Here is a 25,976-nt window from a genome sequence, read left to right on the forward strand (position 1 = left end):
TAACGATATAACTTTTAATTTTACAAGCGAATGGGGGAGAAATGAAGCCGATAGACATTCAGACTAACGGTAATGAGTTGTATCTCGATTGTAACGCAACAACGCCGGTTCTCCCTCAAATCGCCAAAGCAGTTTCTCACACTATGGAAACTGTATTTGGAAACCCATCCAGTAGCCATATCACTGGCCTTAAAGCTCGTTATATTTTGGATACTACCAGGCAACTTGCCCGTAAAATAGTTGGCTTAGAACGTGGGCGACTTATATTTACCAGCGGCGCTACCGAAGGCATTCAAACCGCAGTTGTTTCCGCCATCTCTCATGCAATGAAAACTCGGCCCAGCTCTAAGTACCTTTTATATGGGGCGACAGAGCATAAAGCTGTTCCGCAAGCGTTAGAGCACTGGAATGAACTGCTTGGTCTCCACGCTGAATTGAAAGCGATTCCGGTCGACCGTGAGGGGCGTTTAGACCTTGAGTTTATAGCGAGACATGTCAGTGATGCCGCAATGATATGCACAATGGCGGTAAATAATGAAACGGGCGTTAAACAGGATATTAAAGCTCTGGAAGAGGCTATAAGGAACAATAATCCTTCGATACCCTGGATGGTGGATTGCGTTCAGGCGCTCGGTAAATTGCCTCTGACGCTTGATGAAACAACCATAGATTACGCGCCTTTTAGTGGGCATAAACTATATGGTCCCAAAGGGATAGGCTTTATGGCGGTCCGCGAGCAGGCGCCATTCACGCCGTTACTTATTGGCGGTGGTCAAGAGTCGGGCCAGCGTTCAGGGACAGAGAACCTGCCGGGTATCGCGGCACTTAACGCATTGTTTGAGTTACTTGTGACTGAAAACGGGGTGCTACAGTCGGACTCCAGGCTGCTAGAGTACCGTCGGCAGCTTGCGGAAAGCTTACAAACGGCATTTCCAACACTTGTGTTTAACCACGATTTTGAACTGAGTGTACCGACAACACTGAACTTTTCTGTTCGAGGCGTTGCTTCAAGAGACATTATGGATGTTTTTGACGCGTGCGGAATTCGTGTCAGCGGCGGTTCAGCCTGCAGCTCTAAAGTAGTAGGTAGTTTTGTGCTAAGAGCAATGGGACTCAACGACTGGCAAAGCCAAGCCGCCATTCGCATGTCATTTGGTCCGGCGACCACGCAGCAGGAGATTGATGAGGCGTGTTATCGAATACGACAGGCCGGTGATGCACTTAAACATTCATGTCTACTCATTGCGGATACAAATAATGATAACGATGCTGCGTTAGATGGCGTCGTCCAATTAAAATATGATGCGCACTGCTGTTATTTAATTATTGATAAGGGCGCAAAGGAACTGGTTGTTATAGACCCTCACCCGGCTTTGTCAGCTCGTATTGAGAACATCGTTACTTGCCGAGACTATAAAGTAAAGGCGGTTTTAAGTACAGGCTCAGATACAGATATTACAGAAGCTGCAGAGTTGTTAAGAGGTATTTTACTAAGAGAGTCCAGCAATCATGATGCCATTGGATGGCCTCAGAGCAATAACCGTAGCTGGGACGCTGTTCCTGCTGACTCTGAAGTTGATGTAGACGGCTGTGTTGCGATTGGTGAAAGACGACTCTTTCGTGTCAATAGTGAGCACCCGGTGTTTGCGTTGAGTGAGCCGGCCGGCTTAAAAAGTCAGGTTAAGACCGACTTCGTATTCCCGGGGGCTGCACCGCTTCACAATTATGAAAAAGCGGTGTCTGGTGATGCACTGGTTTGCCCGAAAGATGATCCCGAGCATCGTATTGTCTATTCGTTATGTGAGACTTTTGGTCAATGCGACCCGTCCGAGGATGTGAATATTCCAATTGGTGAAACTGACGAATTTTGGTATCGGGATGATCTTGTCGTGATTGACGTACGAGAGCGTCAGGAGCATGTTGTGTCTGACATTCCATGCACAGCTGACGTTATTAATGTGCCGGTGACTGAAGTCATACAATTTATTCATGACCACCAGACACTCAAAGAGCGCGATATTATCTGTGTCTGCCGTTCGGGAAACCGCAGCGCTGTGGTTGCTAATGTTTTACAGCGCCATGGATTCAAACGAACGCGTCACCTTATGGGAGGGCTTGCTCTTTTGAGCTCGCCGGCTGCCAAAGCAGTCTAGCAATAAAGCCGTCTTTGCCGACGAACCAACAACTAATATCGCCGTGGCACTGCACATTCCAAATGTTTTTATCAGATAATGGATACCACTGGCCGGAACCAACGTTTAATGCTGTGGCGCCTTGTGGGTTAGAGGTTAGCAGCCAGTTTCCTTCGTGTGAGACTTTACTGAGGCTGTATAGCGCACCGCTAAGAGGAGGCTCGGGTAACGCCTTGAACTCTTCGTTGGAATAGTGCCACAAGCGTGGAGCCTCTTGTTCGTCGCTTTCTTCACTCAGTGAGCCGCCGGCAATATAAAAGTTGTCTTCATCGTCAGGCCAAACGCTGGTGATACCTGCCATAGGACCTGCCTGCATAGGTGCATCGATAACCTTAAAGCGAATACCGAAAGAGCCTTTAACTAATACGCGCGCTTTGTCGGCATTACCGGTTGCTATCATCCAGGTGTCATTGTTAAAACGTGCGCAGCTACCACTAGAAGCAAAGCCACCTTCGTTCGATTGCGGCGGCTCAGCAACAGCGGAACGAACCTGCATCCAATTGCGGCCGTCGGCGCTTCTGACCATGCGCCACTCGTCACCAACACTGTCACCATACACCCAAGCTTCACCGCTAGGTGCTAATGCCATGCAATTGAAAAATGAGTCACCTTCACCACGATAGCGTAAACGCCAGCTATTGCCGCCATTTTCGGTGTAGTAGATTCTTGACTGACCGCCGTCACCGACACTCATCGCATAAGCCCGGCGGTCATCAATAGCCTCAATGTCCCGAAATTGAAGATCGTCCGGGCCGGGCTGGAAGTACTGCCAGCTTTTTCCGGCGTCGGTTGAGCGAGCAACGGTTCCGTTTTCACCAGCGACCCAAATGGTGTTGCGGCTGACCGGGCTTATGCCAATCCAGTGTTGCTCTTTAATTGTATCGAGTATTTCCAGCTCTGGCGGTGCGGCTGCGGAGCCAAAAGTTGAAGCTCCGCTCAATAATGCCGCGGCGCAGCATGCGTTTCGTACTAGCTTCGTCATCGCCATTGTTATAACCCGTTATTAACAGTTGCTAGCGAGTGTAGCACGCGTAATGAACCCAGAGCTACATCAAAGCGACTTACTGCGCGTCAAAGCAAATGCCATTGTCGTGTTTGCTGTCATCACCCATTAAATAAAGGTACGTTGGCATAATTTCGGCGGGTGTTTTCAGGCTCTTAGGGTCCTCAGCAGGGTAAGCTTTTGACCGCATGCTGGTTCGTGTTGCTCCTGGATTAATGACATTCGTACGCAGTTTTGTTCCCTCGTATTCGTCGGCTATAACCTCAGCCATGCCCTCAGTCGCAAACTTGCTGATAGAGTATGCGCCCCAATAAGCTCTACCTTTGCGTCCAACACCTGAAGACGTAAACACCAGAGATGCATTCGGTGCTTTCTCCATAACCGGTATCAGCGCCTGAGTCATTGCAAACTGACCCGTCACATTGACCTGCATAATGTCATCCCAGCTGTCTTTTTCAATGTGAGTAAACGGCGATAAAATGCCAAGCAAGCCTGCGTTATGCAGTACACCGTCGAGCTGACCAAACTGTTCTTGAATAGTAGCAGCCATGTCTCGGTAATGAGACGGTGTGGCGCCTTTTAAATCTAATGGGATAATAGCCGGCTGAGGGTATCCTGCTTCGACAATCGAGTCATAAACAGCCTCCAGTTTTTCAACAGTGCGACCGAGCAATATGACAGTAGCGCCGTGTTTCGCGAAGGTTATTGACGCCTCTTTACCAATGCCGTCGCCTGCGCCTGTGACTAAAATAACTTTGTCTTTTAGAAGGTCCGGGGCGGCTTTGTATTCGTGTACGGTTTTAATTTTCATAACTGTTTTTTAATACCATTGGACTGTGGTCGGGTGAGTAGGCTATTGTAACGATATTCGAATAACTTCTCAGCAAACGAACGAAAAATCGTTAAAAAGCCTTTAATCTTATTTAATACAGGTGTATAAATTTCGTTAAGAGAAGGTACAGAATAACAAAACATAAAAAAGGATTGGGGATACCTCATGAAGAAATTACTACTCCCATTGGCAATCGGTTCGGCTCTGAGCCTTGTAGGTTGCGGAAGCGGTGACGAAGCACCTATTACGGAAAACGAAGTGAATGTCGCTGCAACACGTGTTGTGTTCGACCCGTCGAACGGTGAAATACCAGCGCCGACGAATATTTTATTGAGCGGTAGTGTTGATGGCACGTTAAATATTCCGGTCGCTGACCCAAGTGATACAGCTAACCCGCAGGTTGCTATTAACGGTTTAGACGGTTGGGGAACGCACTCAACTCTGGCGTTTAATTTTTCTTTACCTGTTGATCAAAACGGCGAGCAGGTATCTGTTGATCCAGCCAGTGTGGAAGCCCAGGGAGCTGTTCGGGTATTCAAAACGGTTCAAGGTGGAACGCCCGTCTCTGAAGGTTGCGCTGCAGCTAATCCAGCCGCTGTTTGTGCGGTAACTGAAGAGTTACAGCACGGTACTGACTTCACGGTTAAAGCGACCGGTGCAGGCAGCCTAGCGGTATTGCCTCTTCGTCCTTTGGAGTCGGCGACCGGTTATCTAGTTGTATTAACTGATAATATTCAGGATTCTTTAGGCCGCCGTGTAAAGGCGTCACAAACCTACACGCTGATGAAAGAGCCTGTTGATGAAGCTCCAGCTTCTGATACGGAGTCGGGCAGAAGCTTGCAAGCGCTGGTTAATAGTTATGAAGGCGCGTTGGCACAGTTCGGTGTAGACCCTGAAGACGTCATTTACAGCTCAAACTTTACCACTCAGTCTGTCGGTGATGTTTTGGGAATGACTAAAACCTTGTTAGGTCAACAAATTGCTGCCGGTGCGCCGCCAGTAATGCAAGCTGCGCCGCAGGGAGTTACTTTAGATGTAGTTCTTTCTGGTGCGGGTATTACTGACCCAACAACGTTAGCCGTTGCATCGGCTGCAAAAGTATATGGGGGCCAGGTTGATCTTCCTTACTATTTGACTGTTCCAAGTGCAGAAAACCCTACTGCACCAGTTACTGGTCGTTGGACGGCGAAGTGTGACAGCCCTGTTACCATTGTTGGCGGCATTGAGAGTGGTCAAATTCCTGAAGGGGCTTTAGGTTTGGGTATCACTCAAGATGCTATTGCTGCTGACAAAGCAGGTGTTATTCGTTCAATTGTAGAGGCATGTGTTGCCTCAGAGAACGGTATTGATTTACCGGGGGTTGATGAAGAGCGTCACTTAACAAAATACAATCCAGTGCCAGAAGTTCAGGACACTGAAACAGTTAATGCGTTCGTGACTATCCCTGACCTGGCAAGAGCAAATGCGGTACGAGGACAGCAAGGTCTTCCAGCACTTGAAGAACCGGCTAATGGCTGGCCTGTAGTTATTTTCCAGCACGGTATTACAAGCGATAAAAGTAGTGCTGCCGCTATTGCAGGTACGTTGGCGGTAGCGGGTTATGCGACAGTGGCAATTGACCACCCATTACACGGTGAACGTGGTTTTGACGTGAATGGCGACGGTGAACTTGATATCACAGCGACAGGCCCGGCAAACGCAACCACGTATATGAACCTAAGCAGTTTGCTTACTACTCGCGATAACCTGCGTCAGTCAATTACTGACTTAGTCTCGCTGCGTGTAAGCCTAAATAACTTTATGGCAGCAGACGGCGAGCAGATTGATGGCACAGATGTCCACTTTATTGGTCACTCTCTAGGTGCAATTGCCGGAACTGGTTTTACAGCTTTAGCTAACACCTCATTTGGCGAAGGGCATCCACTGTCAGCGATTGACGGTATGTTTAGCGTTCAGGCCTCTAGCTTAGGCATGCCAGGCGGTAGCTTAGCAAACTTCCTGCTAGCCTCTGAGAGCTTCGGTCCAACAATTAAAGCAAGCCTGCTTTACTCATCGAATGCGGAGTTTAAAGCTGCCGCTGATCAAGCTATTGCCGGTGGTGCAACGCTTGAACAGTTCTATGCTGGCTTCATGGAGCAAGCTCCAGCTGAGCAAGTGGCTCAAATTAACGCAACTTTCGAGCAGTTTGCTTTCGCGGCACAAACCGTCGTTGACTCGGGCGACCCTGTTAACTACGCAAGTGATGTCGTCGCTTCAGAGACGCCTGTATTTATGATTGAAGCAATTGGTGATGCGGTTATTCCTAATGCAGTGGAGAACAAGCCGCTTGCGGGCACAGAGCCTTTGGCTGCGCTGCTAGGTTTAGAAGGCATCTCAACCACGACAACGTCTGAAGATGGTACACCGGTGCGTGGTATCGTTCGCTTTGGTGGTGACGCAGGGCACGGCTCGCTGGTTGACGCCGGCCCATCTGCTGCAGTTACCGCTGAAATGCAACAACAAATCGCGTTCTGGTTCGCATCGGACATGATGCAGTTACCAATCAGTAACGAAGATTTGGTAGAATAACCTCAGGTTATTGAAAACTCGTTATTCAAAGGCCGGCAGTTATGCTGGCCTTTTTCGTATTGGAGAAGTATATGGAGTTTCTGGTAGATATTGGTTCGTTTTTATTAAAGGTGGCCATTATTGTTATTGCTGTAGGCTTTATTATTGGTTTGCTGGCACAAGCGGCTCAAAAGCAGAAGAAAAGTAAAGGTGACTTACAGGTAACAGACCTGTCGAAAGAGCTAAAGGACCTTAGCGAGCATCTCAAGTTAGAGTTAATGGACAAAAAAGCTCGCAAGAAAGCGATGAAGGCGCTGAAGAAGAAAAAGCCAGCAGACGAAAAAAAGCGGCGCCTTTTTGTGCTGGACTTTAAAGGCAGCATGGACGCTAAAGAAGTCGATAACTTGCGTCAGGAAGTGAATGCCATTTTGCAGTTAGCAACCGAGAAAGATGAAGTTCTCGTCCGTTTAGAAAGCGGTGGTGGCGTTGTGAATGGTTATGGGTTAGCTGCTGCACAGTTGCAGCGCATTAAGTCTCACGGGCTTACGCTTAACGTTGCCATTGATAAAGTGGCCGCAAGTGGTGGTTACATGATGGCTTGTGTCGGTCACAAACTGTTAGCCGCGCCGTTTTCCTTCATTGGCTCTATTGGTGTGGTGGCACAAATACCGAACTTCCACCGTTTCCTGAAAAAGCATGATGTCGATTTTGAGCAATTAACAGCCGGTGAATATAAGCGCACCTTGACGTTATTTGGTGAGAACACCGACGAAGGCCGCCGTAAATTTAAGCAGGACTTAGAGGCAATTCACCGCCAGTTTAAGGCATTCGTTCAAGAGAACCGCCCTGAGCTCGATATTGATAAGGTTGCCACTGGCGAAGTTTGGTCAGGTCAGGAAGCAAAAGAACTTGGTCTGGTAGACGAGGTAACAACCAGCGACTCCTGGTTACTTGAGCAACATAAAGCGTTCAATGTATTGCAACTTAATTATGTGGTGCGTAAACCCATGAGTGAACGTTTCGCAAAAGGCCTTTCAACGGTCATTCAGACGTTAAAGTCGTCGTTGACGCGTTCAGATATCGCACAATAAGAGCTGTTAAACGCCGCTTACAATAACAAAGCTGCGCAGCTAACAACTTTTTGGTAGTCTAACGCAGTTTTTAAGAATGAATAATAAAGGACGCTTATGAGCGAAAAGAAAAAACTCAGCCTGACAAGCCGCATTGTTATCGGCATGGTCGCTGGGATCATTCTCGGTACAATCATTCGTTACGTGGCTGGCGACAATGCTTGGGTGTCACTGTATTTAACCAATGGCTTATTCGATGTTGTCGGCCAAATATTTATCACGTCACTGAAAATGTTGGTCGTGCCATTAGTGTTTGTTTCACTGGTGGTGGGAACTTGCTCGTTGAGCGACCCGAGTAAACTTGGGCGCTTAGGCGGTAAAGCCGTGGGCATGTACATGATAACGACCGCTATCGCCATAAGCTTTGCCATATTCTCGGCGGTGGTAGTGCAGCCGGGCTCTGGTATTGAGCGCTCTTCAGAGGCGTCTTTTGAAGCCAATGAAGCGCCATCTATTAGTGAAGTGATTATTAATCTATTCCCGGATAACCCAATTAATGCCATGGCAGAAGGTAACATGCTGCAAATTATTGTATTTGCGCTGTTATTCGGTATTTCTATGGCGTTAGTCGGTAAGCCTGGTGAGCGTCTGAAAGGCTTCTTTGACGACTTAAACGCCGTGATCATGAAGTTGGTTGTCATACTTATGGCGGTTGCTCCTTATGGTGTGTTTGCGCTAATGGCGAAGCTATTCACCGAAATTGGCGTAGAAATGATAGGCAGTCTGGCCAAATACTTCCTGTTAGTACTCTTTGTGCTGATTGCTCATGGTCTTATTGTATACCCACTGTTTATGCGTGTACTGGCTCGTGTCAAACCGGGTATATTCCTTAAGAAAATGCGCGATGCACAACTGTTTGGTTTTAGTACAGCCAGCAGTAATGCGACTATGCCGATTACGCTGGAAACAGTGACCCGCCGTTTAGGTGTCAGCAATAGCGTTGGTTCGTTTACTGTGCCATTAGGTGCCACCATTAACATGGATGGTACTGCGATAATGCAAGGCGTGGCGACAGTATTCATTGCTCAGGTCTACGGTTTAGACTTAGGTATTGCAGAGTATTTAATGGTTATTATGACGGCGACTCTGGCGTCTGTTGGTACCGCTGGTGTACCGGGTGTTGGCTTAATTATGCTGGCTATGGTGCTACAGCAAGTTGGCCTGCCGGTAGAGGGTATTGGCTTAATTATCGGTGTTGATCGCCTACTTGATATGACCCGAACTGCGGTTAACGTCACTGGTGACGCTATGGTCAGTACCGTTGTTGCTCGCTCAGAAGGGGACTTTGATGAAGAAGTCTACTATGACGAGAATGCCGGTAAGAAATTAGAAGAGCTTTAAGTAAAGCCGGCGTGCGCATTAGGCGTACGCCGGAACTCCTGAATGGAAGCGTAACTCAGCGTCTTTCGAACGAATCAACTCAGCCTCCCACTCTCTGAACTGGTTAACTCTGTCACTAATATCGGTTTCACTGAGCTTTTGTGCAAGCTCCAGGTAGTCTTGATAGTGGCGAGCTTCTGAACGCAGTAATGACACGTAAAAACGGGCTATGTCTTCGTCCAGGTACGGTGCCAAGGCCGCAAAGCGCTCGCACGAGCGAGCCTCAATGAGTGCACCGATAATCAGCTTGTCAATAAGTGCTTCAGGCTCGTAAGTTCTAACCTTTTGCAGCAACTGTTTTGCATAGCGTGATGCCGTGAGCTTCTGCAACGGAATGTTCCGAGCTTCCATAATTTCATAAACCTGCTGAAAGTGGTGAAGCTCCTCGCGTATTAAACGCGACATGCGATCAATAATGTCGTCAGCAAAAGGTTGTGACTCTGCCGCTTTTAACGCATGAGATAACTGCTTGCTTTTCTGCACATCGTTTAAGTTACCAATACCTCTGTAGACGAGATCTTCATATGGCTGTAGTGCATCCAGAATCAACTGTCCATGACTGTCTGACACCGCATAGCGTCGCAATAACAAAGCGGCGCTCTGAGCTGCTTTTAGCTCACAATGGAGGTGATCGAGCAAAATGATGGGCAAGTTTTCTGCTTTCGCAGCTTCTTGTATCCACTCATCGGGAGTTGTGCATAGTAAAAACTCATTAATGGGTTCAAGAAGCGGTAAATAGGGCGAAACAACAGCGGTATTCAAAACGGACATTCCCCAGTTAAATTGATTAAAAATGTTAACAAAAGTGAACTAAACTTATATCAAAAGTACTTGACAGTGTTAGTTTAGTGCTGAATATTAGTCGTATGGGTGAATTTTTCAGCAGTACCTGAATCTAATAATTATAACGTATTTACGAATTGGGCGGTATGACCGCGTGTTACGGGGAAGGTGAAGTTATGATACTGAATCATATTTGGGGTTTGTACGCACACCCGGTTCAAGAGTGGAAGACAATAGACAGTAAACGCGAAAGCTTTATGTATTCGTGTTCACATACTCTGTTAGTGGCTATATTGCCATGCCTGGCTGCGTTTTATGCCTCGGCAAAAATTGGTTGGAGCGTGGGAGCTCGAGAGTCTATTTACCTTGCCGAAAACAGTGCGGTAATGCTCGCTGTCGCAATGTATGTAGGCATTATTGCTGCAACTTTTGCATTAGCGTATTTAATTTACTGGATGGCAAAAACCTTTGGAGCGGATCCTAGCTATACCAAGTCGCTGGAGCTTGCCGCTTATGCAGCAACACCGGTTATTATGTCGGGGGTTGCAGCACTGTACCCTGAACTTTGGTTTGTGGCCTTGGTGTTCCTGGGTGGTGTCGCGTATTCAGTTTATCTACTTTATTCAGGTTTGCCGGTTATTATGCATATTCCTGAAGAGCGCGGCTTTATATACGCGAGTTCAGTCGTTACTGCCGGCTTAATTGCCATGGTGGTACTGATGGTAACAACCGCTATTCTCTGGACAAATGGCTTCGGGCCGGAGTTTGTGTCAGGTTAATAGAAGCATTTAAGTTCAATAAAAAAGCTCGGATACCATGAAGCATGGCCCGAGCTTTTTTGTATTTAAGGACAGACTTTTACTTCTTAAGGTAATGGCCTGCCAGACAAGTTACCGGCGCAGCAGTTGGCTTACCGTGTTGCCAGTCACCACCTTCAACACCGCTGCCAGCAATGTCGATATGGATATAACTAAGTGGGCGTGAGCTATCAATGCCGTGGTTATCCAGGCCGGAAACACCAACCAGAAATGCCATTGGGAACTGGTGGCCTCGTGGCGTTGTTGCTGACGGACCATTATTGGATGACAACAAGTCATCACATAAGGTACGGCCCTTCACAAAGTCAAAATCTTCACGACGCGACCAGGAAATTTCAGTTGGATCGCCATAGGTTTCACCGGCGTCAAATAACGCGTCCGGTAATTTTTGACGGCGTGCATGACCGTTAGGAACCAATGCACTGTATGGTCCTTTGGCCAGCGCTGCATGCCCAGTTAATGTAGCGACGGTATAGAGTTCGTGTTCACCGTCTGTTTGCGCAGCCTCTTCACGTAAATGAGACAGCAAGTCAGCCATTATTAAGCGACCTTCAGCGTCAGTATTACCGATACGAACACGTTTGCCGCTGTGGCCGGTAATAATTTCGTCGGCGACAAAAGCGTCAGAGCCAATACTGTTGCGGACAGCACCAATCTCGGCAATGACATTTAAATGCTCAGGCTGCAACTCAGCAACGGTTTTCATAAAGCCGGCAACACCCGCAGCACCGCCTTTGTCACGACTCATACCTGCCATGTGACCACCGGTTTTTAAATCTGCACCACCGGTGTCATAGACAATGCCTTTACCGGCAAACATAACTGTGCGTTCAGGCTGACTGCCATGATATTCCAAACGAATGACGCAGGGACGATGGCGCTCAACAGCCATCGATGAACGGCCAACAGCTGCCAGTAACGGGTACTCATGTTGTAACTGCTGAGAGTCGTCGATAACGCTGACTTTCACCGGTGTATGTGCGAATGCCTGACGGCAGTATTCTGCAAAGCGAGGTGGCGCCATGCGCTCAGGCTCCGTACCTGCTAAGTCGCGGGCAACACGCTTGCCTGCTTCAACAGCCATGGCCCAGTCAGCATCGAGTTCACCAACCAAAGTCACGTTTTCTGTTGGCTCAATCGCTTCTTCGCCATGTGCTTCACGCGCTTCTAACGGTTGATATAGTGACTGACAGACACCCAAGTAGGCGGCTAAGAAAGCCTGCTGGTAGCGGGTATCATTGATATCAACATTATTTAAGGCAATAACCGGATGGCGAGCACCGGCGTCTTGGGCAATTTTTGCCGCTTTATGTGCCGCATCGAAGACTTGGCGAACGTCGTCGAAGTCTCGGTTAAGTGGGCCTGTTGGCGCCGTTACTAAGCGTTGGCCAGGAACACCTTCAGCCTGGAGCAATAATACATCGCTACCAACGCGCTGATCGGTTGTTTTCGCTTGTTGAATTTTTTCAGCTAATGCTGAGTCATCAATAGTGTCAAAATGACCGATGACAATCAGTGCGTCAGTGCCGTCTTTTGAATAAGCGTCAGCAAGTGAGCTGACTACGTCTAATTTTGGAAATGCCATAAATACCTCATTTCTAAATGGTTAAGCGCGACGCCAGCGAGTGCCTTCAGGACCGTCTTCTAATTCAATACCCATGGCAGTTAGCTCGTCACGAGCTTCGTCTGCTACGGCCCAGTTTTTTTCTGCACGCGCATTGTTTCGCTTGGCGATAAGCGCTTCAATTTTGGCAACGTCGTCATCGTCGCCTTGAAGAAACTGGTTTGGATCACGCTGCAGTAATCCCATAACCTCTGCAAATTCTTTTAAAATGTACGCAAGCTGTGCTGTTTTATCTGAGTCACTATCGCGGTGACGGTTAATGTCACGAGCAATGTCAAATAGCACACTCATGGCTTCCGGTGCGTTAAAGTCGTCATCCATGGCGCTCTGGAAGTTCTGCCAGTAGTCACGTCTTAACGCTTCAGAAGCCTCTTTCGGCTCAATATCCCGCAATGCGGTATACAAACGCTCAAGTGCCGAGTGCGCTTGGTTCAGGTTCTCTTCGGTATAATTCAATTGTGAACGGTAGTGGCTCGACAGAAGGAAATAACGCACAGTTTCCGCATCATAGGCTTTTAACACTTCGCGGATAGTGAAGAAATTGCCTAAAGATTTCGACATTTTTTCGTCGTCCACCTGCACCATGCCACTATGCATCCAGTACTTCACATAGTCCGAATGGTTGGCGCAGCAGCTTTGCGCAATTTCATTTTCGTGGTGAGGAAAGGCCAAGTCTGACCCGCCACCATGAATATCGAAGGTGGTGCCTAGGTGTTTTTTGTTCATGGCCGAACACTCAATATGCCAACCCGGACGACCCTCACCCCAAGGCGATGACCAAGCAGGTTCGCCGGCTTTCGCTGCTTTCCACAAGACAAAGTCAAGCGGGTCGTCTTTTTCTTCATCGACATCGACTCGAGCACCAGACTGCAGTTGTTCTAAGTCCTGACGACTGAGCTTGCCGTACTCTTTGAACGTCGACACATCAAACAAAACGTCGCCACTGTCGGTTTTATAGGCATTACCACTGTCGATAAGATCCTGGATCATTTTTAGAATCTCATCCATGTGTTCAGTAACTTTGGGTTCAATGTCCGGACGCAGCAGATTTAACGCATCGAAGTCTTCATGCATCGCATCGATAAAGCGTGATGTTAATGCGTGAAAGTCTTCGCCGTTCTCCGCTGCCCGTTTGATGATTTTGTCGTCGAGATCAGTAATGTTACGGACATAGCTGACGTTATAACCCAGCTTGCGCAAATAGCGCACGACAATATCAAAAGCAACGTAAGTGCGGGCGTGACCAATATGGCAATAATCGTATGTTGTGACCCCGCAAACATACATGCCAACGTGCCCCGGCTGAATAGGCTCGAATGACTCTTTCTTGCGTGTCAGGGTATTAAAAAGGGTGATTGCCATAATGAAATCTCTTAATTCTCTGCCGATACGAATGAAAATAAAGCGCCTATGATACCACCGATGCCTTGGCTCTGGTACACTATCGGCTGGTTTGTTACAGGAAACAGGTAGAAAAAATGCAGGTCATTTTACACACAAATTTTGGCGATATTACCTTAGCAATGCATGAAGATACGGCTCCAAAAACAGTCGATAACTTTTTGCAATACGCGCGTGACGGTTTTTACGACGGCACCATTTTCCACCGTGTGATTAGTAATTTCATGGTGCAGGGCGGTGGTTTTGAGCCGGGTATGAAACAAAAAGACACTCGTGACAATATTGAGAACGAAGCACCAACTGCAAAACCTAACGTTGTTGGCTCGGTGGCAATGGCCCGCACGCCAGATCCTCACTCTGCGTCTTCGCAATTCTTCATTAACGTGAATAACAACGACTTTTTGAACTTCCAGAATGAAACACCAAACGGTTATGGCTATTGCGTGTTTGCCGAAGTTACTGACGGTATGGATGTTGTAAATACCATTAAAGATGTGAAAACAGGCTCGGCAGGTTTCCATCAGGACGTGCCGGTTGAAGACGTTGTTATCGAAAAAGTCTCTGTTAACGACTAGCTATGACAACTGCGTTCATCGCTGACTTACATTTAAGTCCTGGGCGTCCGGACATTCTGGACGCCTTCGCGAACTTTTGTGAGCAAAGCACTGGTTTAGATGCTCTCTATATTCTGGGGGACTTGTTCGATGCCTGGCTTGGCGATGATGACAGCAGTGATTTTGCCTTTCAAATAAAGTCTCAAATTAAGCGTCTCAGTGACTCGGGTGTAAAAATCTATTTCATGGCAGGCAATAGAGACTTTATGGTTGGCGAGCGATTTGCCACTGAAACCGGTATCACCTTACTGCCAGACGAAACCGTTATTAACCTTTATGGTGAACGGGTTTTACTGATGCACGGTGATACGCTGTGTACCTTAGATAAAGGCTATTTGCGTTACCGGCGAGTCATTCAAAACCCGGTAGTTACCGGAGTTTTACGAAACTTACCGTTGTCATGGCGTATGCGTATTGCCAATAAACTAAGGCAAAGCTCAAACAGCCAGCGGCCTCAATTAACGTCTGAGCAGCTGTATCAGATGGATGCTCAACACCCCGCGGTGCTGCAGGTGATGGAAAAACACCAGGTGAATCAACTTATCCACGGACATACCCACCGACCTGCCATACATTGTTTTAAGTTGAGTGACGGCACACCGGCAAAACGTGTTGTTCTGGGCGACTGGTATACTCAGGCCAGTGTTTATCGAGCTTCTAAATAGCGTTTTCGCTTTTTCTCTTTCAATTTATGTATGTCTACTAGAACAAGTCCGTCTATGGAATTATTAAAGTCCGGGTCAATACCAAAGGTCAAAAACTGAACCCCACCTTTTTCACATAATTCAGAGTACTGCTTGTACATCGTAGGTATGGAAACCCCGATATTCGCCAAGTACGTTTTGAGTTGTGAAAACTCTTCTGAATAGTTGGAGCCAGAGAACGTGGGCGTTGTTGACTCCTGAGTTGACTGATAAGGGAGGTTGGCTGTTGCTAATGGCTTAACTGGAGGAAAGTGTGCCGAGTAGAACTGAACCAAAGCCGCTTGGGCATCTTTAGGTAGCGCATTACTGATACTAACCGAGCCAAACAGGTAACGATAATGAGGGTGATTGCGAAGCAGGGCGCCTATACCAACCCATAAGTATTCTAAGCTGCGCTTGCCCCAGTAGCGAGGCTGAACAAAGGAGCGCCCTAGCTCTAGCCCCTCTTCGAAAATAGATTTTATACTCTCTTCAAAACGATAAAAGCTATTGGTGTATAAGCCGTCACGACCTTTACTTTGAATGATCTTCCGACAGTCACCAAGACGATAAGCCCCGGCAATTTCTAAATCATCTGGATCCCATAAGATTAAATGCATGTACCAAGTGTCGTATTCATCAAGATCGCGTCGACTCCAGGTGCCCTCGCCAACGGTTCGAAAAGCAAATTCTCGTAAACGACCTATTTCTCTCAAAATGGGAGAGCTACCGTTGAATTCATATAAGTAAATCTTTTTCCCGCAGTGGGTTTCGCCTAAAAGCTCACATGATTCAATCGCCGCTTTTAGTGGCTGTCTTGGTTCCGGCCGTGAGATTGCAGTTTGAGTGGGGTAAATAGACGGTTTTTCAGAGCCGAGACGGTAAAGGTGTTTTTTGAATAATTTTACTTGCTGATTCAAGTTTATATTTGGCTGATTAAAAGCGGAGAGAGGAATTCTTTCTCCAATGTCACAATGAACCTGCTTTTTTTGTTGCCGGAACATTTCTTTAACTAACAAGGCTGTTGCCAGTGGTTTATAAACCATAGAGGCTGTATAAAACCAGGCTGAGTTATGAGCATTTAAACGAATCGGTAAAATATCACTTTGTGTTGACTTAGCTATTTTGAGAAAGCCTGTGGCCCAACGAGTGTCTCTGATGCCGTTAGGTCTCATACGCGACACCTCACCAGCGGGAAAAATAATAACACAGCCTTCGTTATGCAACTGTTCACGAATATTTCTAAGATCACTGGGTTTTGGCTTTTCGCTAAATACGTTGACCGGCAGTAACATAGGCTTGAGAGGTTCAAGTTCTGTTAACCAGTCGTTCGCCACAATTTTTACGTCGCCACGTACCTCACTAACCAGCTTTAACAGTGCCAGACCGTCAAGAGAGCCAATAGGGTGATTGGCGATAATGACGAGGCGACCCATAGAGGGAATGTTGTCGAGATCTTTCGAGGCATAAGAATAGCTAAAATTAAAATAGTCGAGTACGTGCTCAACAAAGTCGATACCGTCGAGAGGCGGTAGACTATTAGCGAACTGCTGTATGTCTTTTTCATGTAATAGGTGGCGTAACAACCAAGTTGCTGGCTTTTCTAGCCAAGGCGTTCTTTTTAGCTGGGGGAGTTTATTATTGACAACCTGTTCGACGGATAACATAGCAAGCTCCAAGTATTACCTGTAAGCCTGACTGTAAATTGGTTGAGTGACAGTTTTGTGAATTCTAAAAAGAAAAGGGAGCTAAATAGCTCCCTCTTACCTATCACTTGAAAAATATTAGTCGTTAAACTGCTTTCCAAAGAAAGAATCTTCCAACCACTGTGGGCGTTGCGCTGCGTTCGCAATTTCCTCACCAATAGCGAAGTTGATATTAGTAAAGCGCGCACCTGCTTCATAGTTAATATCGAGGTTAAGTCCGTCACTCGGCTTATGGTAATGTTCAGCGAAGAACGTACCCCAAACTTCGCCGCCGTCTTCACCCTCGGTACGAGAGTTAAAGCCAGTCATTAAGAATACGGCAGGTATGCCTTTCTTAACCAATGTGTAGTGATCTGAGCGTGTGAAAATTGCTTGCTCTGGCATAGGATCCGGGCTTTGCGCAGTATCGTATTTTTTAGCCGCTTTGCTAACTGTTTCTCCAAGCGTTGAATGCGATGCACCAAAGGCAACAACGTCAGCAAAGTCATAAAGCAATACCGGCATATCCAGGTTCACGTTAGCGACGATGCTGTTTAACGGAACGGTTGGATTATTGGCAAAGTAATCAGCGCCTAATAAGCCTTTCTCTTCAGCAGTTACTGACAAGAACATAATAGAACGTTTGAACTCTTTGTCTGACTCGACGAATAAATGGGCTGTTTCGAGCATGACAGACACGCCACTGGCGTTATCCATAGCACCGTTATTAATGTTGTCTTCGCGGCTCATGTCTTTAATGACACCAATATGATCGGAGTGGGCAGTGTAAACAACATACTCGTCTTTAAGCTTTTCATCAGAGCCTGGTAAAACAGCGGCAACGTTCGGGCTGCTAATTTCTTCATGGCGAGATTCACGTTTTAGAGTCACTTTCCCGTCTAATTCAAAACCTTTTGGTGAAAAGTCCGGGTCTTCCTGAATCTTTGTGAAAATAGCATCTAATTCTGTTGGCGCGTTCGCAAACAAACGTTTGGCTGGCTCGTCATCTAAATAAGCAGACCCACTAATTTGCTGCTCCTGACCTTTAGGAAGTCCGTTTGGTCCTAACCAGGTCATACGAGGTGTTTTCGTATAATAAACACTGGTTTCGTATTTGCGGACTTCTTCGCGCACAGGCGTATGCAAGGTAATAATACCGATAGCGCCTTTTTCGCGAGCGATGTCAGACTTAATGTTAGACAGGTGAGCGCCTTCTTCACTGGGTAAAAACTCAGGGCGCCCTGTTAACATGACGACAATTTTGCCTTCAACGTTTAAGCCTTCGTAATCGTTAAGACCAAACTCTGGCGCTTCCATACCATAACCAACGAATACCAAAGGTGCAGATACCTGGTCTTGCTCGCTGTAATGGCTTGGGCCGGTAATAAACTCTTTCGGGAATTCGAATTCGACGGCTTCACCATTTACTTCGTAAGTCATTGACGCACTATTTTCTTTTAAGGTGCTTTTACGAAAGGGAATACGCTGATAGTAGGTGCCGTCATCGCCGGCTGGTTCTAAACCCAGGCGTTTAAATTCAGAAACTATATAGTTCGATGCAATTTCATGGCCTTCGCTGCCGGTTTGGCGGCCTTTAAGATCATCGTCAGCTAAAAACTCAAGGTGTGAACGAATGTTGGCTTCTTTAGCGCTGACACTAACTGTCTGAGACTGAGTCTCAGGTGCACCACAAGCGGCAACGAATACGCTGAACGCTACTGGTGCAAGGATACGAGAGAATTTCATGAGTTGTCCTCTGGTTTTAATTGTTCTCGAGAATCTAATCGATTGTACCTGAGCCAACAGCATTCAACCATAGATTACAGCTAAAAGAGTGTTGCAAAATGTTGTTGGTTTACGTAATGTTATAATGTAACACAATCAAGAAGGGCGATTTGTCATGAAGCTGAATACATTAACTTTAGCTATTCTCGCTGTTTCATCGACGGCATTAGCGCAAGACCAGGAGCATGAGCATGAGCACCCGGATCCCACCGAGGTTATCACCATAACAGCTAACCCGTTGGGAAAAACGGCATTAGAGTCGACTCAGCCGGTCAGTATTATTTCTGGTGATGAGCTAAAGCAAAAACATTCGCACAGCTTAGGGGAGACCTTATCTTCTGAGCCAGGAATTAATAACACGCACTTTGCTAATGTGGCGGGTAGCCCTATTGTGCGTGGGCTTGGTGGTCCACGCGTCAAAATAACGCAAAACGGTTTAGATACCGGTGATGTCTCGCGCGGAAGCCCCGACCACGCAGTGACAACCGAAACCAGTACTGCGGAGCAAATAGAGGTTCTGCGTGGCCCGGCAACACTTCTATACGGTAGTGGTGCTATTGGCGGGGTTATCAACGTTGTCGATAATCGTATTCCGAGCGAACCGGTTTATGGGCTGCAAGGTAATGTGAATGGCTCACTGTCGTCAAATAACGACAACAAAGAAGCATCGTACGACCTACAAGTAGGTAATGGCACCTGGGCATTATATACCGATGCATTTATTAGAGACGCCGAAGACTATGAAACGGCCTCGTTTATTAATGATGAAGGCGAACGTGTTGACTCCATTGAAAACAGTTTCGTTGAGGCACAGGGCGGCACCTTGGGTGTGAGCTATCAGTTTGATAATGGCTTTGTTGGACTGTCTTATCAAGGACTGTCGCAGGACTATGGTATTCCGGGACATGGTCATCATGAGGAAGGGGACGAAGAAGAGCACTCTGATGAAGTTCATGAAGAAGAGTCTCACGAAGCTCATGGTCCTTATGCAAATTTAGAGCAGGATCGCATTCAGCTTGCGGGTCAATGGAGAAGTCCTTTCAGCGGTATTGAGCAAGTGGATTTCCGAGGCGCTATTACCGACTATCAACACCAGGAAATCGAAGAAAATTTCGTCGCAACCCAGTTTGAAAATCAGCAAAAAGAAGTTCGTTTAACGGCACGTCACCAGGAACTAGCGGGCTGGTCTGGTGCTGTCGGTTGGCAGTGGGACATTAGTGACAAGTCAGCGATTGGTGAAGAAGCTTTCACACCGGATACTTCCCGCAGAACGCAAGGGCTTTTCTGGGTGGTTGAGCAGGAATTTGGTGAGCATCATGTTGACTTGGGTGCACGTTATGAACGTACGTCGTTAGCCAGCGAAGATTGGCAACTCAATACTTTCAGCGCGGTTTCGGCATCGGCGGGCTACTTGTACCACTTTGATAAGCATACGTCTGTATCCGTTAATTTAAGTCATGCTGAACGGGCACCCAGTGGCACTGAAGTGTTTTCCAATGGTAACCACTTTGCGACTCGAACCTATGAGTTAGGACTTGGCTATGAACTGCATGAAGAAGAGTCGGGTGAGTATCATATAGAAGCCGCTGAACATCGTATCGAAACCGAGCGCTCAAATAACCTGGACCTTGGTGTGCATTATGAAACAGATACATTCCATGCGAATTTTAATGTGTTCTATAACCGTGTTGATGACTTTATTTATGATGACTTTGTTGGCATAACTAGTGAGCAGATTCATGGCGATGACGATCACGATGAACATCAGGGAGAAGAACACTCTGAAGAAGATCACGCTCATGCCGAAGCCTTACAGGTAGTTCAGTTTAATCAGTTAGATGCGGAGCTTTACGGTTATGAGCTTGAGCTAGATTGGCAATTAAGTGACGCTTGGTCAGTCCATAGTTTCAGTGACTACACACGTGCGAAACAGCGTGACGGTGGTAATTTAGCTCGAATTCCGGCTCAACGTCTGGGAGCTGAAGTGCGGTATCAGGCACAAAGTTGGGATGGCTCTTTAGGTTATACCCGTTACTTTTCTCAGGACAATGTGGCTATAAATGAATCAGAAACGGATGCTTACGGGCTGTTAAATGCACGCGTAAATATGTATCCAAACTGGTTAGCGAATTACGGTGCAACCCTTTACTTGAAAGGTGAAAATTTAACGAACCAGCTTGGCTTAGTGCACAGCTCATACCTGAAAGAAGACGCCCCGGTAATGGGCCGTCGGTTCCAGGTAGGTGTATCTATTACATTTTAATCAAATTAATACACCGCTACTGGCATTCAGTGGCGGTGTTTTCCCGTCAATTCATCGCACAGTCACCGACATTTTATAGTGAGTTTGCTATCATTGTTAACAGTTGTTTAACAAACCACTTTAAGGTAGCTGTTTTGTCTCTCGCATCTCGTTTTCTCACCACTTTTGTTGGTGCCTGTATTGTTGTCTTTAGTTCGTCTGTGTACGCAGAGAAGTTAACCATAGAGCGTTTGTTTAGCGCGCCGTCGTTGGTTGGTGAAAAGCCGCGGTCATTGCGTTTTGCGCCCGGCGATAATTATTTGTCGTACTTAAAGGGCAGTGAATCGAACCCGGACCGTTATGACTTGTGGCTATACGACATTAAAAAAGCAGAGCACACACGACTGGTTGCAGCGGATGAGCTCACTTCCAGCTCACAGGAGTTATCGGAAGAAGAGAAAGCACGTAGAGAGCGTCAGCGTATTAGCGGATCCGGTATTATTGAGTACAGTTGGTCAAAAAGTGGTGATGCCATATTGTTTCCTTACAACGGCGATATTTTCTATTATTCAGTAAAAAATACTGAAGTGACTCAGTTGACTGAAACGGAAGCTTTTGAAACCGATGCTCGTTTGTCCCCAAAAGGAAATTTCGTCTCTTTTATTAGAAATCAAAACCTTTTCTATATCGATTTAGCGAGCGGAAAAGAGACGGCAGTAACTACTGCAGGTGGTGGGTTAGTTAAATACGGCATGGCGGAGTTTGTTGCGCAGGAAGAAATGAAGCGTATGACCGGTTACTGGTGGGCGCCTGACGAGTCAGCTATTGCCTTAACGCGCGTCGACGAAAGCCCTGTGCCAGTAGCGACCCGAACTGAAATATACGCTGATACCGTTAAGGTGATTAAACAGCGTTATCCGTTTGCCGGTGCGGATAATGTCAATATTGACTTGGGAGTATACCAACTTGCTGATGCTTCCACGCAATGGCTTGGTTTAGATGAATTGGGTGACGGGTATTTAACCCGGGTCAATTGGCTGAATGACAGCGAGAGGTTGAGTTACCAGTGGCAAAGTCGAGATCAGCAACGTCTGGACTTACGTCTTTTTGATGTAAATACCCAACAGCAACAGGTGTTGGTTGAAGAAACCTCAGATACCTGGATAAACCTTCATAATGACCTCTACTTTCTGGAAGACAATAACCATTTTATTTGGGCGTCAGAGCGCAGTGGATACAAGCATTTGTATCTTTATAGACTCGATGGCTCATTAATTCGCCAGCTGACATCAGGTGACTGGATGGTTGATGAGCTGGAAGCTATTGACGAGAGTACCGGTATTTTGTATTTCACTGCCCGTCGCAAAAGTCCGCTTGAACGTCATTTATATCGTGCTCAATTAAATAGTGGCTCAAGTAACAACCCAACGCAGATCACGCAACGTGAGGGTATGCACGATGTTGAGTTCTCCTCGACGTTCCACCGCTATATCGACACATTTTCATCGCCAGAGCAGCCCGTACAAGTCAGTCTGCATGGGCCTACGGGCGAACGACAGGCTTGGCTACTGGAAAATAAAATTGATAAAGGCCATCCGCTTGCTAACTACCTGCGCGACTGGAATTATCCAGAATTTGGTCAGTTAACCGCTGAAGATGGACAGACGTTATATTACAAAATGACCAAGCCGTCGGACTTTGATAAAGCCAAGAAATACCCCGTTATGGTGTACGTTTATGGTGGTCCCGGGGCGCAGCGTGTAACCAAAAGTTGGGGAAACCATTTTGTTCAATACATGACACAACAGGGCTTTATTGTTTTTACGTTAGACAATAGAGGGTCTGATAACCGTGGAAAAGCGTTTGAAGCGCCTATTTATAAAAACATGGGCTCGCCGGAAGTAACAGATCAGGTAACGGGAGCGACGTTCCTTAAGTCTCTGCCTTACGTTAATGAGGATCGCATTGGCATATACGGGCACAGCTATGGCGGTTACATGACTCTTATGACCATGTTTAAAGCGCCTGAACACTTTAAAGCGGGGGTTTCAGGAGCGCCGGTAACAGACTGGCGCTTGTACGATACCCATTACACTGAGCGTTTTATGGGCATGCCGGATGAAGGTGAAAACTATGAGGCTTCGTCGGTGTTTCCATACGCAGATGGTCTTAAAGGTGACTTGTTGATGTACCACGGAATGGCCGATGACAATGTATTATTCACGCACAGCACCAAACTCTATAAGCAATTGCAGGACAATGAGCAGCCATTTGAAATGATGAACTACCCGGGCAAAAAGCACTCCATTAACGGACGTCATACAAAAATTCATCTCTACTCGATGATCGCCCAATTTTTTCAACAAACCATTGGCGAACAATAGGTTATAATATGCGCATATCCTTCTCGAAAGAGTTCTCAACAAAGGAGTGGTTATGCGCTTTTTATCTCGCCGTTTAGTAATGCCTAATGATCTTAACTTCGCAGGTTCGCTGTTTGGTGGCCGTATTCTGGAGTGGATTGACGAAGAGGCTTACATTTTTGCCAGCTGCCAGTTAGGCGCTAAAAGCCTGGTAACGAAACACATTGGTGCTATTACTTTTGAAACTTCAGCATTTCAGGGCGACGTCGTTGAGTTTGGTCTGGAAGTGAAAACGGTAGGGCGCACTTCGTTAGCCATTACTTGCTTAGTGCGTAACAAGCATACCAAGCAAAATATCTGTACAGCTGACGATATTGTCTTTGTTCATATTGACCCTGAGACTCGTAAACCAACGGCTCACGGTAAAACGAAGGACGAACTGGACGATTTTGCAGGGTCGCTATAAGCAACCCTGCAAGTTATTAATTAGATAGGTGAGCCTGGAGGAAGTGCTTCAGGCTCATAGTTTTTCGGCCATTCACCATCTTCTATAAAACCGTCAATATCGGCCGCAAGTTGTTTCGCAAAGTTGTTATTGCTGGCAGCTAGCGTGTCTTTCATACGCTGTATTTCCGACATCATCGGTAAACGGCTTTCGGGCGCTAATTCTGCGCGCTGAACTGCCTTAATAAGCGCATTTACCGCTGTGGCTACCAGTCGCTGGTGCAGTGGGCTGGCATTGTTTTCATTCCAGTCGTTAAAGACCTGCTTAAAAATTTGCGAGCTCAACTGCGCTGGTGAAGGCACATTAGCATCAGCGTTATGTTGCTGCGCTAAACGGTTTAAACGCTGAGGGTTTAGCATTAATTGCAGTGAGTGGTTCGCGGCACTGGCGGCCATGCTGACAGGGTCAGGAATTAACCCTGTGTTGCCGTTAAAACGCTCGCGTGAGCCGCTCTCACCATAGGCCAGAGGTACTAACCATTGTTGTACCTGCGTCGGTACTTCCAACGTTTCTGCACTGATGGTTCTGAGTAACTGAGATAAAGCAGATTGCTGGCGCGAGCCGCCAATTGCTTTGTACCCGTCCGTATTATCACTGGCCAGGTAATACTCATAATTGACGCCGCCAAGCCATTTGACCGCCGCTTCTGCCTGATAACGATGCAGCAGATAAACGGGAACGAAATACTCCTGTAGTCGGCTCAGCGGTTCATTGTCATTTAAAAAAGCTTTGCTGAAGTTATTCAGAACTTGCGCTCTAACTGTCAGTAAACGCTCCAGTTCGGTAACCGGATTACTGCCGTTATCCCATAAATGTGCTGTTGGGTGTGCACCGCCGGCGGGTCGCGCATCTCTGTCAGAAATGAAGCTTAATCCTAAGGAGTCGTTTTTATCCAAAATGCGAGCTAACTGGTCAGTTGCTGATGGCATACCACCGAAGTCGCTGTACCCATAAGCAATGACTTGCTTATCCCACACTCCCAAACCGACATCGTAGGCGTCGTTGAGTGTCAGCGTGCCGTCGGTGGTTAAGTTGACCAATGGGTGAGGGTAGTCCATAACCGACGCACGGTCAGAAGGGCTTGCTGCAAAGTTATGAGCAATACCTAATGTATGACCAATTTCGTGAGCACTCAATTGACGGATACGGGCTAAAGCCATTTTCTCGACAGCGCTTTTTAACTCTTGTTTGTCGTCAACGAAAGGCGTTAATAAGGCTGTCGCAATTTTCATATCCTGACGCACACGCAGTGAGCCTAAGGTGACATGACCTTTAAGAATCTCACCAGTACGAGGGTCAATAATTGAAGAGCCGTAAGACCAGCCGCGGGTGGCTCGGTGAACCCATTGAATGACGTTGTAACGAACATCCATAGGGTCAGCGTCTGCTGGCAACATTTTCACCTGAAACGCATTGTCATAACCAATGGCTTCAAAACCCGCTTGCCACCACTTAGCACCTTCTAATAAAGCAGAGCGAACTGGCTCGGGCGCACCTGGATCTAAATAGTAAATGATTGGCTGGCGCGCCTCACTCTCAGAAGCGATAGGGTCTTTCTTTTGTAAGCGGTGACGCGGTATGTATTGCACTGTCATCGACTCGCCAAGCGGGGCTGCATAGTCTTTAAAACTGTGTGACCAGAAGCCGCTGTTGGTATGAAACTCTCTTGGTAAGTAGCCGGCATCCGGAAGTTGAATAAAAGAGTGGTGCAAGTGCAGGGTTAAAGCGTCTGCATTTGCAGCGGTTTCGCGTACCCAGCGACCTTTACCTTCACCAACAAAGGTCACTTTTGCTTCCAGTTCGGTATTTTCAGGAAAGGCTTTGCTGCGCTCTGGGTAAACGACAGAGCGTTGAGTATCGACTTTAAACTGCCCTTGTTCGGTGCCCGCCAAGCGTTGGGTTACGCCGTGTACGTCGCTGAATAAGTAGGGTGTGTAGTCGATGAGCACATGCGAGTCACTACTGGCAACAATGTTAAAACCGTAAAGTACCGCGTCTGCGAAAGCTTCATTCACACTTTGACGTTCCGCGATGTTCTCGGTTTGCGCACGATAATTGGTGTTGTGCTGCATCAGTAACGCTTTGTCGCCTTCAATATGAAAAGACGATAAGCGGGTTTCGCCTAACTGACCTCTGTCCAAACCGATGTCGTTAGAGCCCAACCCCCAGGGAAGGCTGGTCTGGAAAATAAACGGTTGACTATTTTTAGGCACTTGCAGGTAGTAATCGCCGTTTGTCTGATCATGATAAAACGTAAAAAAACCGTCCTGTTTCGAAAAGGACTCGGTAAAAGCGTCAATGGTTGCCGGAGGCTTATGCTCAGCCGCATGGCTGAACGAGGTAAAGCTGCTTAATACAAGCAGGCAAATTAAGAGTATATGTCGCATGG

The 25,976-nt window shown here is 47.0% G+C and carries 18 protein-coding genes; 10 read left to right on the forward strand and 8 right to left on the reverse strand.

The annotated features are described in order from the left end of the window. The first annotated feature begins 41 nt into the window (after positions 1 to 41). Entirely contained in the window at positions 42 to 2,153 is a 2,112-nt protein-coding gene (locus UM402_RS04465; protein ID WP_058579462.1) for an aminotransferase class V-fold PLP-dependent enzyme, read from the forward strand. Here UM402_RS04465 and UM402_RS04470 read toward each other — a convergent pair. Both UM402_RS04470 and UM402_RS04475 read right to left on the reverse strand, forming a co-directional pair. Next, a complete protein-coding gene (locus tag UM402_RS04470) occupies positions 2,104 to 3,180 on the reverse strand; it encodes a WD40/YVTN/BNR-like repeat-containing protein (RefSeq protein WP_290609332.1) in 1,077 nt (358 codons plus the stop codon). The two genes, UM402_RS04465 and UM402_RS04470, sit on opposite strands and share 50 nt — an antisense overlap. A 73-nt stretch (positions 3,181 to 3,253) precedes the next feature. Continuing rightward, on the reverse strand, positions 3,254 to 4,006 hold the full coding sequence (locus tag UM402_RS04475; protein WP_058579461.1) for a YciK family oxidoreductase: 753 nt from the start codon (positions 4,004 to 4,006) through the stop codon (positions 3,254 to 3,256). A gap of 186 nt (positions 4,007 to 4,192) precedes the next feature. Between UM402_RS04475 and UM402_RS04480 the strand changes: the two genes are divergently transcribed. The 3 genes from UM402_RS04480 (at position 4,193) to UM402_RS04490 (ending at position 9,045) form a co-directional block, all read left to right on the forward strand. Beyond that, positions 4,193 to 6,595 carry a VolA/Pla-1 family phospholipase gene (locus UM402_RS04480; protein WP_058579460.1) on the forward strand — a complete coding sequence of 801 codons (2,403 nt, stop codon included), beginning with the start codon at positions 4,193 to 4,195 and terminating at the stop codon, positions 6,593 to 6,595. Positions 6,596 to 6,666: 71 nt separating this feature from the next. Further along, a complete protein-coding gene (gene sohB / locus UM402_RS04485; RefSeq protein WP_058579593.1) occupies positions 6,667 to 7,665 on the forward strand; it encodes a protease SohB in 999 nt (332 codons plus the stop codon). A 96-nt stretch (positions 7,666 to 7,761) separates the two neighbouring features. Next, positions 7,762 to 9,045 carry a dicarboxylate/amino acid:cation symporter gene (locus tag UM402_RS04490; protein WP_058579459.1) on the forward strand — a complete coding sequence of 428 codons (1,284 nt, stop codon included), beginning with the start codon at positions 7,762 to 7,764 and terminating at the stop codon, positions 9,043 to 9,045. Between the two features lie 18 nt (positions 9,046 to 9,063). Here the strand turns inward: UM402_RS04490 and miaE are convergent, their stop codons facing one another. Continuing rightward, positions 9,064 to 9,846 carry a tRNA isopentenyl-2-thiomethyl-A-37 hydroxylase MiaE gene (miaE, locus tag UM402_RS04495; protein ID WP_063744343.1) on the reverse strand — a complete coding sequence of 261 codons (783 nt, stop codon included), beginning with the start codon at positions 9,844 to 9,846 and terminating at the stop codon, positions 9,064 to 9,066. Between the two features lie 197 nt (positions 9,847 to 10,043). Here miaE and UM402_RS04500 point away from each other — a divergent pair, with 197 nt between their 5' ends. Next, a complete protein-coding gene (locus UM402_RS04500; RefSeq protein WP_053952874.1) occupies positions 10,044 to 10,646 on the forward strand; it encodes a Yip1 family protein in 603 nt (200 codons plus the stop codon). Positions 10,647 to 10,725: 79 nt separating this feature from the next. Here the strand turns inward: UM402_RS04500 and UM402_RS04505 are convergent, their stop codons facing one another. After that, the gene (locus UM402_RS04505) at positions 10,726 to 12,270 is read right to left on the reverse strand and encodes a M17 family metallopeptidase (RefSeq protein WP_058579457.1); all 1,545 of its coding nucleotides are present in this window, start codon (positions 12,268 to 12,270) and stop codon (positions 10,726 to 10,728) included. Positions 12,271 to 12,291: 21 nt separating this feature from the next. After that, positions 12,292 to 13,671, reverse strand: coding sequence for a cysteine--tRNA ligase (cysS, locus tag UM402_RS04510; RefSeq protein WP_058579456.1), 1,380 nt, complete (start codon positions 13,669 to 13,671; stop codon positions 12,292 to 12,294). Positions 13,672 to 13,787: 116 nt separating this feature from the next. On the opposite strand from cysS, the gene UM402_RS04515 reads away from it, so the two are divergent. Continuing rightward, the gene (locus UM402_RS04515) at positions 13,788 to 14,285 is read left to right on the forward strand and encodes a peptidylprolyl isomerase (protein WP_058579455.1); all 498 of its coding nucleotides are present in this window, start codon (positions 13,788 to 13,790) and stop codon (positions 14,283 to 14,285) included. 2 nt (positions 14,286 to 14,287) lie between these two features. Beyond that, the gene (locus UM402_RS04520) at positions 14,288 to 14,989 is read left to right on the forward strand and encodes a UDP-2,3-diacylglucosamine diphosphatase (protein ID WP_058579454.1); all 702 of its coding nucleotides are present in this window, start codon (positions 14,288 to 14,290) and stop codon (positions 14,987 to 14,989) included. Here the strand turns inward: UM402_RS04520 and UM402_RS04525 are convergent. Together UM402_RS04525 and UM402_RS04530 are read right to left on the reverse strand one after the other, a co-directional pair. Beyond that, a complete protein-coding gene (locus UM402_RS04525) occupies positions 14,971 to 16,674 on the reverse strand; it encodes a GNAT family N-acyltransferase (protein WP_058579453.1) in 1,704 nt (567 codons plus the stop codon). The genes UM402_RS04520 and UM402_RS04525 overlap by 19 nt on opposite strands. 117 nt (positions 16,675 to 16,791) lie before the next feature. Further along, positions 16,792 to 18,438 carry a M28 family metallopeptidase gene (locus UM402_RS04530; RefSeq protein WP_058579452.1) on the reverse strand — a complete coding sequence of 549 codons (1,647 nt, stop codon included), beginning with the start codon at positions 18,436 to 18,438 and terminating at the stop codon, positions 16,792 to 16,794. A gap of 154 nt (positions 18,439 to 18,592) precedes the next feature. Between UM402_RS04530 and UM402_RS04535 the strand changes: the two genes are divergently transcribed. The 3 genes from UM402_RS04535 to UM402_RS04545 all read left to right on the forward strand — a co-directional run bounded on the left by UM402_RS04535 (position 18,593) and on the right by UM402_RS04545 (position 23,548). Then, positions 18,593 to 20,740 (forward strand): TonB-dependent receptor, encoded by a 2,148-nt coding sequence (locus UM402_RS04535; RefSeq protein ID WP_058579451.1) that lies wholly within the window; start codon positions 18,593 to 18,595, stop codon positions 20,738 to 20,740. Positions 20,741 to 20,874: 134 nt separating this feature from the next. Beyond that, positions 20,875 to 23,103, forward strand: a complete 2,229-nt coding sequence (locus UM402_RS04540; protein WP_322295453.1) for a S9 family peptidase — start codon at positions 20,875 to 20,877, stop codon at positions 23,101 to 23,103. A gap of 52 nt (positions 23,104 to 23,155) precedes the next feature. Continuing rightward, positions 23,156 to 23,548 carry an acyl-CoA thioesterase gene (locus UM402_RS04545; protein ID WP_053952867.1) on the forward strand — a complete coding sequence of 131 codons (393 nt, stop codon included), beginning with the start codon at positions 23,156 to 23,158 and terminating at the stop codon, positions 23,546 to 23,548. Positions 23,549 to 23,568: 20 nt separating this feature from the next. Here the strand turns inward: UM402_RS04545 and UM402_RS04550 are convergent, their stop codons facing one another. Next, the gene (locus UM402_RS04550) at positions 23,569 to 25,974 is read right to left on the reverse strand and encodes a zinc-dependent metalloprotease (protein WP_058579450.1); all 2,406 of its coding nucleotides are present in this window, start codon (positions 25,972 to 25,974) and stop codon (positions 23,569 to 23,571) included. Between the last annotated feature and the right edge of the window lie 2 nt (positions 25,975 to 25,976).

Source organism: Idiomarina sp. OXR-189 (assembly GCF_034373425.1).
GTDB lineage: Bacteria > Pseudomonadota > Gammaproteobacteria > Enterobacterales > Alteromonadaceae > Idiomarina > Idiomarina zobellii.